This is a genomic window from Streptomyces sp. NPDC055243 (assembly GCF_044544025.1).
Taxonomy (GTDB): domain Bacteria; phylum Actinomycetota; class Actinomycetes; order Streptomycetales; family Streptomycetaceae; genus Streptomyces.
Genome location: NZ_JBITWR010000004.1, coordinates 152,346 through 165,962 on the forward strand (window position 1 = coordinate 152,346; position 13,617 = coordinate 165,962).

12 protein-coding genes are annotated in these 13,617 nt (G+C 70.0%); 7 read left to right on the plus strand and 5 right to left on the minus strand.

What is annotated here, in order from left to right; all coding sequences use genetic code 11:
- Window positions 1-6: 6 nt before the first annotated feature.
- The 3 genes from ACIGXX_RS13545 to ACIGXX_RS13555 are packed head-to-tail and all read right to left on the minus strand — an operon-like array spanning window position 7 to window position 2,838.
- Window positions 7-918, minus strand: a complete 912-nt coding sequence (locus tag ACIGXX_RS13545; protein WP_249588953.1) for an ABC transporter ATP-binding protein — start codon at window positions 916-918, stop codon at window positions 7-9.
- Window positions 915-1,820 (minus strand): ABC transporter permease, encoded by a 906-nt coding sequence (locus tag ACIGXX_RS13550; protein WP_361470455.1) that lies wholly within the window; start codon window positions 1,818-1,820, stop codon window positions 915-917. The genes ACIGXX_RS13545 and ACIGXX_RS13550 overlap by 4 nt, the downstream gene beginning before the upstream one ends.
- Window positions 1,810-2,838 (minus strand): ABC transporter ATP-binding protein, encoded by a 1,029-nt coding sequence (locus ACIGXX_RS13555; RefSeq protein WP_351167575.1) that lies wholly within the window; start codon window positions 2,836-2,838, stop codon window positions 1,810-1,812. Before ACIGXX_RS13555 ends, ACIGXX_RS13550 begins: the two co-directional genes overlap by 11 nt.
- A 253-nt stretch (window positions 2,839-3,091) precedes the next feature.
- Between ACIGXX_RS13555 and ACIGXX_RS13560 the strand changes: the two genes are divergently transcribed.
- The 7 genes from ACIGXX_RS13560 to ACIGXX_RS13590 all read left to right on the plus strand — a co-directional run bounded on the left by ACIGXX_RS13560 (window position 3,092) and on the right by ACIGXX_RS13590 (window position 10,436).
- A complete protein-coding gene (locus tag ACIGXX_RS13560; protein ID WP_351167294.1) occupies window positions 3,092-3,943 on the plus strand; it encodes a M24 family metallopeptidase in 852 nt (283 codons plus the stop codon).
- Window positions 3,940-5,721 (plus strand): SDR family oxidoreductase, encoded by a 1,782-nt coding sequence (locus tag ACIGXX_RS13565; protein WP_351167292.1) that lies wholly within the window; start codon window positions 3,940-3,942, stop codon window positions 5,719-5,721. The genes ACIGXX_RS13560 and ACIGXX_RS13565 overlap by 4 nt, the downstream gene beginning before the upstream one ends.
- Entirely contained in the window at window positions 5,718-6,650 is a 933-nt protein-coding gene (locus ACIGXX_RS13570) for a metal-dependent hydrolase (RefSeq protein ID WP_351167290.1), read from the plus strand. Before ACIGXX_RS13565 ends, ACIGXX_RS13570 begins: the two co-directional genes overlap by 4 nt.
- A gap of 119 nt (window positions 6,651-6,769) precedes the next feature.
- A complete protein-coding gene (locus tag ACIGXX_RS13575; protein WP_399975989.1) occupies window positions 6,770-7,693 on the plus strand; it encodes a MerR family transcriptional regulator in 924 nt (307 codons plus the stop codon).
- A gap of 150 nt (window positions 7,694-7,843) precedes the next feature.
- On the plus strand, window positions 7,844-8,464 hold the full coding sequence (locus ACIGXX_RS13580) for an RNA 2'-phosphotransferase (protein WP_366462446.1): 621 nt from the start codon (window positions 7,844-7,846) through the stop codon (window positions 8,462-8,464).
- A gap of 99 nt (window positions 8,465-8,563) precedes the next feature.
- The gene (locus ACIGXX_RS13585) at window positions 8,564-9,487 is read left to right on the plus strand and encodes an LLM class flavin-dependent oxidoreductase (RefSeq protein WP_361470464.1); all 924 of its coding nucleotides are present in this window, start codon (window positions 8,564-8,566) and stop codon (window positions 9,485-9,487) included.
- A 61-nt stretch (window positions 9,488-9,548) separates the two neighbouring features.
- On the plus strand, window positions 9,549-10,436 hold the full coding sequence (locus ACIGXX_RS13590; RefSeq protein ID WP_351167284.1) for a Cof-type HAD-IIB family hydrolase: 888 nt from the start codon (window positions 9,549-9,551) through the stop codon (window positions 10,434-10,436).
- 128 nt (window positions 10,437-10,564) lie between these two features.
- Here ACIGXX_RS13590 and ACIGXX_RS13595 read toward each other — a convergent pair whose 3' ends face one another.
- Window positions 10,565-11,629 (minus strand): M23 family metallopeptidase, encoded by a 1,065-nt coding sequence (locus tag ACIGXX_RS13595; RefSeq protein WP_366462450.1) that lies wholly within the window; start codon window positions 11,627-11,629, stop codon window positions 10,565-10,567.
- Between the two features lie 239 nt (window positions 11,630-11,868).
- Window positions 11,869-13,605: a GAF domain-containing protein gene (locus ACIGXX_RS13600; RefSeq protein WP_351167280.1), complete on the minus strand. Its 1,737-nt coding sequence runs from the start codon at window positions 13,603-13,605 to the stop codon at window positions 11,869-11,871.
- Window positions 13,606-13,617: the final 12 nt, after the last annotated feature.

A 13,617-nucleotide genomic window follows, 5' to 3' on the forward strand; every position in this document is an offset into this window, starting at 1 on the left:
CTCCCTTCAGGCCGCGACGAGATAGGAGAAGACCGACTCGAGGGACTCGTCCGAGGGCGAGACCGTGAGGAGCCGGATGTCGTGATCGCGGGCGATGCGTGGCAACAGGGCGGTGAAGCGCCCGAAGTCGATGGCTTGGATGCGCAGGGCGCCTTCCTTGAGGTCGACTTCGATTCCTGCCGTCGACGGGTCTGCGATCAGGGCTGCGGCCAGGGCGCGGTCGTCGCTGGAACGCACCAGGTAGCGGTGCGGGCGGTCGGTCATCAGGCGGCGGATCTTGCGGAAGTCGCCGCTCGCCGCGTGCCGGCCGGCCACGATCACCTCGATGTGCGAGGCCAGTTGCTCGACCTCTTCGAGGATGTGCGAGGAGAACAGGACCGTGCGGCCCTCGTCCCCCATGCGCCGCAACAGGTCCATCAGCTGCATGCGCTGGCGGGGGTCCATGCCGTTGAACGGCTCGTCGAGCAGGAGCACGGACGGTTCGTGGACGAGGGCGGAGGCCATCTTCACGCGCTGGCGCATGCCCTTGCTGTACGTCGAGATCTTGCGGTCCTGTGCGTACTCCATCTCGACCGTGGCGAGGGCCTTGTGCGCGGCCCGCTCGTCCAGGCCGTGCAACTCGGCGTTGGCGACGACGAATTCGCGTCCGGTGAGGAAGTCGTACATCGCCTCGCGCTCGGGGACGATGCCGATGTCCTTGTAGATCTGTTCGTTGCGCCAGATCGGCTTGGCGTCGAGGGTGACGCTGCCGGTGGAGGGGGCGAGGAAGCCGCCCATCATGTTGATGAGGGTGGACTTCCCCGCGCCGTTCGGACCGAGGAGGCCGGTGACGCCGGGGCCGACGTTCATCGTGATGTCGTTGACCGCCACCACGTTGCCGAACCAGCGGCTGGTGTGGTCGATGTTGATGGTGCTCACAGCCCGACCTTTCGGTAGCGGCGCAGCAGTGCGCCGTAGCAGCCCGCGATGAGGGCGAGGACGACGATCACGTAGACCACGCCCGTGCCGGACGAGGGGCCTTCCCCTCCGGGGAAGGCGGAGGTCGCGCCGAGGAACGCGGTCTGTACGCCGTCGATGAGCGTGATCGGCGAGAAGAGGCCGAGCCAGGCGATGGCGTCGGTGCTGCCCTGTTCGTAGGCGATGGCCTGGACCGTGGACACCGCTCCGTAGCTGATGGTCAGTACGGCGATGACGGCGGCGATCCCGAAGCCGCGGCGGGGGGTGATCGCCGAGACGACGAGGGCGATGCCGGAGAAGAGGAGCGAGAGCAGCGCCACGGAGACGAGCCCCTGGCCGAAGCCCTTCGTCTGGTCCACGAAGTCGAGCTTGGCGAGCAGCGCCCCTACGTAGAGGACGAGCAGCGGTGCGGCCGTGAGGACGAAGAGGGCCGAGGCCATCGCCGCGAACTTGGCGCGTACGTAGTCGCTGTGCTCGATGGGGCGGGAGAAGTAGAGGGGGACGGTCTTGAAGCGGAGGTCGCGGGAGACCGTCTGGGGGGCCTGGGCGGCCAGATAGAGACTGATCACTGCCTGCAGCACGATCGCGTAGCGGGTGTAGTCGAGGGGGAGGTCGTTCGCCTTGGTGGTCACGGCGACCGCCACCATGATCGCGGCGGGGACGCACATCACCGCGAAGAGGATCATGGGCAGGACCTTGGACTTGGCCGAGCGGCCCAGCCCGTACGCCCCGCGCAGGCTCTGCGAGAAGAGCGAGCGGCGGGCATAGGCGCGGCCCAGGCGCGGGCCGTCGTAGTTGCGATAGCCGATGTTGTGGATCTGGGTCTGTTCGCCGGCGCGTGCCGGGGTCTGCTCAACCGCCATGGCGGACCGCCTCCTTCCGCGCTTCCTGGTCGGACTGTTGAGACCCTTCGGACGGCTCGGACTGCCCGGACTGCCCGGTGGTCTGCTCGGCCTGCTCGGACTGGAAGACCTCTGCGATGTGGTGCCTGCGCTGTTCCATCCGGACCAGGCCGAGGCCGAGGTCCGCGACGAGGTCGCGCACCAGGTCGTACGTCTCGTCGCCGTCCGCTTCGAGGAGCACGGTGTGACCGGCACCGGGCAGGCCGCTTCCCTCGTGGGTGGCGACCCCGCGTCCCTGCAGGGCCTCGCGGAACACCTTGGTGCCGTCGGGGTGCTCGTCGGTGTCCGTCACCTCGACGGCCAGCGTCGTGGTGGTCTGGGTGAAGTCGGTGGTGGAGCTGGACCGCAGGAGCTTGCCGCCGTCGATGACGACGACGTGGTCACACGTGCGCTCCAGCTCGCCGAGCAGGTGCGAGGTGACCAGGACGGAGATGCCGAAGTCCGTGTGGACGCGGCGGATGAGGCCCAGCATCTCGTCACGGCCCACGGGATCGAGGCCGTTGGTCGGCTCGTCCAGGAAGACCAGGTCGGGGTCGTGGACGAGGGCCTGCGCGAGCTTCACGCGCTGCTTCATCCCCGTCGAATAGCCGCCGATGGGGCGATAGCGCTCCTCGTACAGACCGACATGCCGCAGGGTGTCCGCGGTGCGCTCGCGGGCCGCCGTGGGCGGCAATCCCGACATGCGCGCCATGTGGACGACGAATTCGGTGGCCGACACGTCGGGCGGCAGACAGTCGTGCTCGGGCATGTACCCGACGCGTTCACGGATCTGGCCGCCACTGGTGGCGACGTCGAGGCCGAGCACGGCGGCGGTGCCCTCCGTGGCGGGGGACAGACCCAGCAGGATCTTGATCAGTGTGGACTTGCCGGCTCCATTGGCTCCGACGAGTCCGGTTACACCGGGCCCGATATCCATGGAGAGCCGGTCAAGCGCGGTCACCCTCGGGAACCGCTTGCTCAGGCTTTCGGTCGCGATCACAGTCACATTTCGAAGGTAGTGGCGCAGGCCACATCAGGCGTCAGACCAGGGTGCTGTCCTCGCCTCACTCTCGGGTATTACGGGCCCGTAGGGGTCGTCCTGAGGTCGCCCCCTGGGGGATACCCCGCAGTTTCCACCCGAGTCGGGCCCGGCTGGTACGCAGCTATTGACGTAGCCGCTGAGCATTGTCACATTCATCAGTGTCAAGTTACGGACGCGTACTGCGATGGACCGGACACGGACGGACGGTGGCATGACCTCAGCAGTGGCAGGTGAACTCTCCGCGGAACTGCGGGGGTTCAGGGAAGTGCAGACCCTCGCGTATGAATGCGCGGAGGCGGTCGCGGCGCAGCTCAAGCCGGGTGTGACCGAGCGCGACGCGGCGCGGATGCAGCGTGAGTGGCTGCGGGAGCGAGGCGTGCGGGACTGGTTCCACCTGCCGTTCGCCTGGTTCGGGGACCGCACGGCGTTCGTGAACTTCCGGATACCGCTGCAGTTCTTCCCCACCAACCGCCGGCTCGAGCCGGGGATGCCCTTCATCCTCGACATGGCCCCGGTCTACAAGGGATACACGGCGGACATCGGCTACTCGGGCTGCCTCGGCCTCAATCCCGTGCACGACAAGCTGCTCGCCGATCTGGAGGCGCACCGCGAGCTGCTCCTGCGCGAGGTGCGCGAGCGTCGCCCGCTGCGCGAGATCTATGAGGACGTGGACCGGCTCATGGTCCGCCAGGGCTATGCCAACCGCCACCGCGCGTACCCCTTCGGCGTCATCGCGCACAAGATCGACCGCGTCAAGGAGCGCCGCCGGTCGCCGCATGTCTTCGGCTTCGGCACCCAGTCCCTGAAGGGGCTGGCGAGCGACGCGCTCCATGGCCACCGGGACGGCTGGTCGCCGCTGTGGTCGCCGTACAAATTCTCCGACCACCCGCCCCAGCCGGGGCTCTGGGCGGTCGAACCGCACCTCGGATTCCGGGGTACGGGCGCGAAGTTCGAGGAGATCCTGGTCGTCACCGACTCCAAGGACCCCGAGCAGAGCGCGTTCTGGCTGGATGACGATCTGCCGCATGTGCGGCGCTGGGCTGAGGAGAGGGCCGCCGCATGAGCACGGAAGGAATCACCAAGGGGATCAAGGGCGCCCGCGAGCGCTGGGTGCGCACGGGCGGAGTGGAGCTGTGCGTCGCCGAGCTGGGCGACCCGACGCAGCCCACGGTGCTGCTCGTGCACGGCTATCCGGACTCCAAGGAGGTGTGGGCGGACGTCGCCGAGCGTCTCGCCGACCGCTTCCATGTCGTGCTCTACGACGTGCGCGGCCATGGCAGGTCGACGGCTCCGCAGCCGCTGCGCGGCGGCTTCACGCTGGAGAAGCTGACCGATGACTTCGTGGCCGTCGCCGATGCGGTGAGCCCGGACAAGCCGGTGCATCTGGTGGGCCACGACTGGGGTTCGGTACAGGCCTGGGAGTTCGTCACGGTCAAGCGCACCGAGGGGCGCATCGCGTCCTTCACCTCGATGTCGGGGCCCTCGCTCGACCACTTCGGGCACTGGATCAAGAAGCGGATGACCCGGCCCACACCGCGCAAGGTCGGCCAGCTCCTGGGCCAGGGCGCCAAGTCCTGGTACGTGTACATGCTGCACACGCCGGTGCTCCCCGAGCTCGCCTGGCGCGGACCGCTCGGCAAGCGGTGGCCGAAGATCCTCGAACGCATGGAGAAGGTCCCCGCGGGCGACTATCCGACGTCGTCGCTGCCCTCGGACGCCGCGCACGGAGCATGGCTCTACCGCGACAACGTCCGCGCGCGGCTGCGCAGGCCCCGCGCCGACGCCTACGCGCACGCCCCCGTGCAGCTCATCACGCCGTCCGGCGACATCTTCCTGTCGGAGAAGCTCTACGACGAACTGGAGCTGTGGGCGCCGGAGCTGGTGCGCCGCAGCATCCCGGCCAAGCACTGGGTGCCCCGCACCCGGCCCGACCAGCTGTCGGCCTGGATCACGGACTTCGTCACCAGCAACGAGGACGGGGTGCCCGCCAACGACAGTGTGGCCACCGGCAAGCACGCCGATCGCTTCGGCGGCCAGCTGGTCCTGGTCACGGGCGCGGGCAGCGGCATCGGCCGTGCCACCGCCTTCGCGTTCGCCGAGGCGGGCGCGCGCGTGGTGGCCGTCGACCGGGACGCGGAGAGCGCGGCACGCACGGCGGAGATGTCCCGTCTGATCGGCGCCCCCGAGGCCTGGGGCGAGACGGTCGACGTCACCGACGAGCAGGCCATGGAGAAGCTCGCCGAGAAGGTCGCCAGGGAGTACGGCATCGTCGACGTCCTGGTGAACAACGCGGGGATCGGCCTCTCCGGCTCGTTCCTCGCCACGAGCACCGAGGACTGGAAGAAGGTCCTGGACGTCAATCTGTGGGGCGTGATCCACGGCTGCCGGCTCTTCGGCAAGCAGATGGCCGAGCGCGGCCAGGGCGGCCACATCGTCAACACCGCTTCCGCGGCGGCCTATCAGCCCTCCAAGGCGCTGCCCGCCTACAGCACCTCCAAGGCAGCGGTCCTGATGCTCAGCGAGTGCCTGCGCGCGGAGCTGGCGGGTCAGGGCATCGGGGTCTCCGCGATATGCCCGGGCCTGGTGAACACGAACATCACGTCGACCGCGCGCTTCGCCGGCGTCGACGCCGAGGAGGAGAAGCGCCGCCAGAAGAAGGCCTCGCGCCTGTACGGCCTGCGCAACTACCCGCCGGAGAAGGTCGCCGACGCGATCCTGCGCGCGGTCGTCAAGAACCAGGCCGTGGTCCCGGTCACCCCGGAGGCCCGTGGCGCCCACCTCATGTCCCGCTTCACGCCCAAGGCCCTGCGTGCGATCGCCCGATTGGAGCCGCCGCTGTGAGCACGGAGAAGAGCACCGGCACGAACACCGAGGAGCACTACACGATCGTTCCGCGCCGGGTCTCGTTCGACTGGGAACGGACGCCGCTGCACTGGATACCGGACGAGCCCACCGCCACCCACGTCATCAACGTGCTGCATCTGCTTCTCCCGGCGGGGGAGCGGTGGTTCGTGAAGGTCTTCAAGGAAGGCCTGCCCCTGATCACCGACCCGGCGCTGCTCAAGGACGTCAAGGGGTTCATGGGCCAGGAGGCCACGCACAGCGTGCAGCACGCGCACGTGCTCGACCACCTGGCGGCGCAGCGGCTCGACACCGCGGCCTTCACCAAGTACGTCGACTTCCTCTTCGAGAAACTCCTCGGCGAGAGCCCGCCGTTGGGGGCTCCGATACCGACGCAGGAGTGGCTGCGCTTCCGTCTCGCGGTCGTCGCGGCGATCGAGCAGTTCACGGCGGTCCTGGGGAACTGGGTGCTGCACGCCGAGGGCCTGGACCAGGCGGACGCCGACGCGGTCATGCTCGACCTGCTGCGCTGGCACGGCGCGGAGGAGGTCGAGCACCGCTCGGTCGCCTTCGACATGTACCAGCACTGCGGCGGCGACGGCCTGCCCCGCTACGCCCGCCGCATCGCCGGCATGGCGGTCACCGCGCCCGTGATGCTGTACCTGTGGGTCTGGGGCACCGGCTATCTCATGCGCAGGGACCCCCAGCTCGCGGGGCGCATCCGCTACTCCCTCACCGAGCACAACAAGGCGGTCAGAAAAGGCCTGCTGCCCTCCTGGCAAGAGCTCGGTGCGGCCATACCCCGCTACCTGCGGCGGTCGTACCATCCCTCGCAGGAAGGCTCGCTGCGCAAGGCCGTCGAATATCTGGCGGAGTCACCCGCGGCACGGGCCGCGGCCGCTGCGGTCGGCCGAGCGGCCATCGCCTAGCACGAGGTTCTACGGAGGCGGGGAGCGTGGACGAGCAGTCGGGCGCGGGGCAGAGGCCGGTGGATCAGCACGGCACCGAGCACAGGCCGGTGGAACACCACAGCACCGAGCACAGGCCGGTGGAGTACCGCATCGAGGACCTGGCGCACCACAGCGGCGCCACGGTCCGCACGATCCGCGCCTACCAGGACCGCGGCCTGCTCCCCCGGCCCGAGCGGCGCGGCCGGGCCAATGTGTACGGCGACGCGCATCTGGCCCGGTTGAGTCAGATAGCCGATCTGCTCGACAGGGGCTACACCCTGGCCTCCATCAAGGAGCTGCTCGAAGCCTGGGACGCGGGCCGGGGGCTCGGCGGCGTCCTGGGGCTGGCCGCCGAGGTCGACGGCCCGTGGACGGACGAGAAGGCCGACCGGATGACCCGGGCGGAGCTGGACGCGGCGTTCGGCGGCGATCCGGACGAGGCGGCGGTGGCCGACGCGATCGCGCTCGGCGTGCTGGAACCGATGCCGGGTCGGGACGACGAATTCCTCGTGCCCAGCCCTCAAGAGCTGGCGGTCGCAGTGGAGTTGCATGCCGCCGGTGTTCCGTTGTCCGCAATCTCCGGTCATCTCCGGGAGTTGAGGGGGCAGGTCGAGCACATCGCCTCTCGTTTCCTGGAGTTCACGACCGAGCACGTCTTCGCGCGCTTTCTCGGCCATCACCCGCCGAGCGAGACGGAAGCGGCGGAGGCAGCCGCTCTCGTGCGGCGCCTGAGGCCGCTCGCCCAGCAGTCCGTCGACGCCGAACTGGCCCGTGCCATGCGTCTGTTCGCCACCCGCCATCTCCAGCACCACCTTGCGTCGGGACAGCCCGCTCAACGTACGAACGAGGCTCTTCCGGTGGCACTGCCGGCGTCGACAATGCAGGCCGTGGAGGGGCTCGTTGGTCGGGAGAACGCTGCCGCGTTCATCGCCGCGGCCACTGAACGCGAAGTGCAGGCCAGGACATTGGACTCACTTGCCGCAAGTCACAGCAATAGTGGATCTGTTGACCAAAAGCCCTAAATGAGCTGGGTGTTGTCCACAGAATCGCCAATTCCCCTGTGGATAACTGGACTTGGCTGTGGATCAAACCTGTGGACGAAAAGTCGTGGATGAAAAGTCGGTGGACGAAAATCGAGTGCGGGAAGAACGGCTCGGAGCGAGGCTGAATGGATGAATAGAGAACCCCCCTCCGGCGCTCCCTCTGCCGCTCGCCCCGACGACGAAGCGCCCTCCGCCGAAGCGGCCGCCGAGCGACGCACCGTAAAGGTGTCGAAATACCTCTCCAGGCACCTGCGCCACGAGCCCGCGAGAATCGGTATCGCGCTCGACGAGAGCGGCTGGGTGGAGATCGACGCCCTCATCGCCGCCGCGGCGGCGCACGGATTCCGCTTCACACGTGCCGAGCTGGAGCACGTGGTGGCCGTGAACGACAAAAAGCGCTTCGCCGTGGAAGGCGGCCGGATCCGCGCCAGTCAGGGCCACTCCGTCGCCGTCGACCTCGATCTGCCCCCGGCGGCCCCGCCCGCGTACCTCTTCCACGGCACGGTGGGCAGCAATGTGCCCGCGATCCGCGCCGAAGGCCTGCGGCCCATGAACCGCCATGCCGTGCACCTCTCGCCCGACCGCGAGACCGCCACCCGCGTCGGCGCCCGCCGCGGGCGGCCCGTCGTGCTCTCCGTGGACGCGGGCGCGATGCACCGCGACGGACACGTGTTCCAGGTCAGCGCCAACGGCGTCTGGCTCACCGCCGCCGTGCCCCCGGGCTACATCCGTTTCCCGGACAAGCACTGACCGCTGCGGAAGAGCACCTCCCCAGGGCCGTCCTCACTCCGGCTGACCAGCGGATTCCGGTGAAAGCCCGAGCCGCCCGCGGGGCATACGCTCTGATACATGAGTTTGCGTCTGAGTACCGTGATCCTGCCTGTCCGTCGTTGGCACGAGGGCGGCAAGGAGCGTTGGCAGCGGGCCGAGGAGCTGGGATTCCACACCGCGTACACCTATGACCACCTCTCCTGGCGGACCTTCCGCGACGGGCCCTGGTTCGGCGCGGTGCCGACCCTGACCGCCGCCGCGGCCGCCACCGACCGGCTGCGCCTGGGCACCCTGGTCACCTCGCCGAACTTCCGGCACCCGGTGACCCTCGCCAAGGACCTGATCACGCTGGACGACGTGTCCGACGGCCGCATCACCCTCGGCATCGGCGCCGGCGGCAACGGCTTCGACGCCACCGCACTGCTCAAGGCGGGCGAGGAGCCCTGGACCCCGCGCGAGCGGGCCGACCACTTCGGCGAGTTCCTGCCCCTGCTCGACCGTCTTCTCACCGAAGACGTCGTTTCGTACGAGGGCGAGTACTACTCCGCATCCGAGGTGCGCAACATCCCCGGCTGCGTCCAGCGCCCCCGGCTGCCCTTCGCGGTGGCCGCCACCGGGCCGCGCGGCCTGAAGCTCGCCGCCCGCCACGGGCAGGCGTGGGTGACCACGGGCGACCCGAAACTCTTCGAGAACGGCACTCCGGAGCAGTCACTTCAAGCCATCCGCGGCCAGGCCGAGAAGCTGGCCACGGCCTGCGACGCGATCGGCCGTGACGTCGGCGAGCTCGACAAGATCCTGCTCACCGGCTTCACCCCGGACCGCCCCCTGGACTCCTTCGACGCCTTCGTGGACTTCGCCGGCAACCACGCTGAGCTGGGCTTCAACGAGATCGTTCTGCACTGGCCGCTGCCGGGCACGGATTTCGCGGCCGACGAGAAGGTCTTCGAGCGGATCGCCACGGAGGCCCTGGTCCAGCTGGGAGACCACACAACAGGGGCGTAAAGGCACTCAGATGTGCGCCCCAGCGCACGCCCGTGCACGCATATGCGGGACAATCGATGGCGTGACCTCAGCTACCCCACGGCCCAAGACCCCGGCCGCATCCGTCCCCCACCGGCCCAAGGCCCGGCTGATCGCCACGGACCTGGACGGCACCCTGCTGCGTGACGACAAGTCCGTGTCCGACCGCACCGTCGCCGCACTCGCCGCCGCCGAACGGGCCGGGATCGAGGTCTTCTTCGTCACCGGCCGCCCGGCCCGCTGGATGGACGTCGTCAGCTCGCACGTCCACGGCCACGGCCTCGCCATCTGCGGCAACGGCGCCGCCGTCGTCGACCTGCACGACGGCTCCGGCGGCCACCGCTTCGTGAAGGTGCGGGAGCTGCGGCGCGAGGACGCGCTCGACGTCGTGCGCCTCCTGCGCGCGGCGGCCCCCGGCACGTCCTTCGCGGTCGAGCGGACCGGCGGGCTGCACCACGAGCCGACGTACCCGCCCCTGCACCTGGAGCCCGGCGAGAGCGTCGCCCCCGCGGAGAAGCTCCTCGCCGAGGACTCCGACAACGCCACCCAGCCCATCCTGAAGGTCCTCGCCTTCCACCCCGAGCTCGCGCCCGACGCGTTCCTCGTCATGGCCCGCGCGGCCGTGCGCGGGCAGGTCGAGATCACCCGTTCGAGCCCGAGCGCTCTGCTGGAGATCAGCGGCCCGGGCGTCTCCAAGGCCAGCACCCTGGAGCTGTGCTGCGCCGAGCGCGGCATCACGCCCGCGGAGGTCGTGGCCTTCGGGGACATGCCGAACGACATCGAGATGCTCACCTGGGCGGGCACGTCGTACGCGATGGGCAACGCGCACCCGGACGTGCTCGCCGCCGCTTCGGGGCGCACGGTCGCCAACAACGAGGACGGCGTCGCGGTCGTCATCGAGCGCATCCTGAGCGAGCAGCAGGAGCGGTAGCCCTCTCGCGGGAACACCCCCTCTCGGGAGCACCTCTCGCGGGAACACCCCCTCTCGGGAGCACCTCTCTCGGGAGCACCGCTCCCGGGAGTGCCCCTCGTGGGAGCGGCCCCTCTCCCAAGAGCGGGTCAGAGCCGCACACCCCGCTCGTCCAGCCACTCGGCGGGGTCCACCCCGGACCCCAGATGCGGCGTGAGCCGTACCTCGAAGTGCAGGTGCGGCCCCGTCGAGTTGCCGGTCGTGCCCGCCTGCCCGAGCCACTGCCCGGTGCGCACCCGGTCCCCCTGGTCGACGGTGACGGCGGCCAGATGCGCGTACTGCGTGTAGTAGCCGCCCTTGTGCGACACCAGGACCTCGATGCCGAAGCCTCCCCCGCACGACACGGACACCACGCGGCCCTCGCCGACCGACCGCACCGGCGCCCCGATGCCGACGGCGAAGTCCTGCCCGGTGTGCCGGTGCGACCAGCGCGCACCGGCACTGTCGAAGCCCGCCGACAGCTCGTACGTCTCCACGGGCGTCACCCACGCGCGCATGGAGTCCGTCTCCGGCTGGTCCAGGCGTACGGCGCCCCTGCACTGCCCGGCGGCGACCGACCGGTCGGCCTCGCCCTGAAGCGTCCACTGCGCCGACTCCAGCTTGCTCTCGATCCCGCGCTTCAGCTTCGCGAGGCCCGCCTTGCGCCGGTCCAGGGTGCGTTTGGCGCGGTCCGCCGTGCGCTTGGCATCCGCGAGCCTGGCGGCGGCCCGCTGGGTCTTGGTGACGGCGTTCGTGACGGCGAGATCCGCCTGCCATGCCAGCCGCTGACCGCGCATCAGCTCTTCGGGGCTGTCGGCGAGCAGGAGTTGGGCGGTCTGGGGCAGGCCACCGCCGCTGCGGTACTGGGCGCTGGCCATCCGGCCGAGGTCCCCGTGCAGCACGTCGACCGCGTGACGCTCCTTGGTGAGGAGTCGGTCCAGTTTCCGGACCTTCGCGCGTTGCGCTTCGGCGGCGTGCCGACCCGCTTCGTAGCGCACGGTCGCCGCGGACGCCTCCTCGTAGAGGCGTGCCACTTCGGCGCTCGTACCCGGCCCATTTCCGGACCCGTCGCCCGGCTCCTCGGAGGCATCGGCGGGCGTGGGGCACAGGAGCGCGCACAGCAGTACCGACACGGTGAAGAGCGGGTGGTGGATACCGCGGTGGCTCAAGCGCATGTCAGGGATCGTTGCCCCGCCGCCGTCGCCGGGTCCTGCCCGACTCGTACACCCGGGGCACCCGGTGCCCCGAACAGCCCACTGCCGTACGGCCGAACAGGGCTCTCCGGAGAGGCCTGTTCGACAGCGGCCGCCCCGAACAGGGCCCCGGGGAGGCCGGTTCAACAACAGCCGCTCCGTGGAGACCACTTCAGAGCCGCCCGTAGAGACCACTTCCGAGCCGCCCCGTAGAGACCGCTTCAGTACGGCGCCTGCCACACCACCGTCGTACCGCCGCCGTCCTCCCCGATGCCGGGCCCGTACCAACTGTCCCCACCCAGCGACTCCGCTCGCCTCTTGAGGTTCTTCAGGCCGCTGCGCCGACCGCCCCGCGCGATGCCGACCCCGTCGTCCGACACCGTCAGGCGTACGCCCTGCTGCCCGTCGGGAAGGGTCACCGTCCCGTCGACGACGACGTCGATGCGGTCGGCGCCCGCGTGCCGGAACGCGTTGGACAGCGCCTCGCGCAGCGCCGCGATGAGGTTCTTGCCGGTGAGCTCGCCGACCACCGTGTCGACGGCGCCCACGAAGTGGTGCGTGGGCTTGAAGCCGAGCGGCACCGCGGCCATGTTGATCTCGCGAAGGACCCGCGTACGCAGCCCGGACGGCGCCTCGGCCGGGCCCTGCTGCAAGGCGAAGATCGCCGTACGGATCTCCTGGATCGTCACGTCCAGCTCGTCGACGGCCTTGCCCACGCCCGTCTGCACCTCGGGCACGACGGACCTGCGCTGGGCGCTCTCCAGCATCATCCCGGTGGCGAACAGCCGCTGGATGACGAGGTCGTGCAGGTCCCGCGCGATCCGGTCGCGGTCCTCGTACACCGCGAGCCGTTCCCGGTCGCGCTGCGCCTCGGCCATCATCAGGGCGAGCGCGGCCTGCGAGGCGAACTGGGTGGCGAGGGTCCGCTCGGTCTCGCTGAACGGCCGTGCGCCACGCGCGCGTGGCGTGACGAGCGTCCCCATGACGCGTCCGTCGCTCTGCAGCGGCAGCATCATGACGGGCCCGTAGTCGCGGGCGAGGTCGGTCATGACGCGCGGGTCCGTGGCCGCGTCGTCGAGGAACACGGAGTCACCGGCGAGCAGGTCGGTGATGATGCGGCTCTCCGGGGGGACGACCACGCCGAGCATCCCGGAGGGTTCGTCGGAGGAGACGGCGACGATCTCCATGCCGCCCTCGTCGTCGGGCAGGAGCACGATCCCGGCGGCCGAGTCGGCGAGATGGCGGGCCTGTTCGGCGACGACGGCGAGCGCCTCCTCCGCGTCGCTCCCCGAGAGCAGCGCGGTGGTGACCGCCACGGAGCCGTCGATCCAGCGCTCGCGCTGCATGGCGGCTTCGTAGAGGCGCGCGTTGCCGATGGCGATGCCCGCCTCCGTCGCGAGCACGCGGACCATGTGCACGTCGTACTCGTTGAAGTCGCCGCCGCCCCGCTTCTCGGTCAGATAGAGGTTGCCGAAGATCTCGCCCTGGACGCGGATGGGGACGCCGAGGAAGGTCCGCATCGGCGGGTGGTGGGCCGGGAAGCCGCACGAGCGCGGGTCGGCCGACAGGTCGGCGAGGCGCAGGGTCTCCGGCTGGTGGATGAGGGCGCCGAGCAGCCCCTTGTGTCCGTCGGGCAGGCGCCCGATCCGCGCGGCGGTCTCCCCGTCGATGCCGAAGTAGACGAAGTCGGAGAGCCCCTTGCCGTCCTCGGAGACGACGCCGATCGCCGCGTAGTGGGCGTCCGCGAGCTCGGCCGCCGTCTCGCAGATGCGGTCGAGCGTGGTGTGCAGTTCGAGCCCGGCGCCCACGGAACGCATCGCTTCCAGGAGCTGCGGCACGCGGGCGGTCAGCTCGGGGGAGAGCCCCTGGAGGCTGCGGGTCGCCTGCTTCGCCGCCTCGATCGCGTCCGGTGTGCCGTCGGGTTGCGGAGAGGCGGCGGAGGCCGAGGGGGCTGACATGCTTTGAGAGTA

What these genes read in the sequence shown, in the direction of transcription:
- ACIGXX_RS13550 (WP_361470455.1), bottom strand. Translation starts at nt 1,820, where the DNA reads ATGGCGGTTGAGCAGACCCCGGCACGCGCCGGCGAACAGACCCAGATC.
- ACIGXX_RS13560 (WP_351167294.1), top strand. Translation starts at nt 3,092, where the DNA reads ATGACCTCAGCAGTGGCAGGTGAACTCTCCGCGGAACTGCGGGGGTTC.
- ACIGXX_RS13565 (WP_351167292.1), top strand. Translation starts at nt 3,940, where the DNA reads ATGAGCACGGAAGGAATCACCAAGGGGATCAAGGGCGCCCGCGAGCGC.
- ACIGXX_RS13580 (WP_366462446.1), top strand. Translation starts at nt 7,844, where the DNA reads ATGAATAGAGAACCCCCCTCCGGCGCTCCCTCTGCCGCTCGCCCCGAC.
- ACIGXX_RS13585 (WP_361470464.1), top strand. Translation starts at nt 8,564, where the DNA reads ATGAGTTTGCGTCTGAGTACCGTGATCCTGCCTGTCCGTCGTTGGCAC.
- ACIGXX_RS13595 (WP_366462450.1), bottom strand. Translation starts at nt 11,629, where the DNA reads ATGCGCTTGAGCCACCGCGGTATCCACCACCCGCTCTTCACCGTGTCG.
- ACIGXX_RS13600 (WP_351167280.1), bottom strand. Translation starts at nt 13,605, where the DNA reads ATGTCAGCCCCCTCGGCCTCCGCCGCCTCTCCGCAACCCGACGGCACA.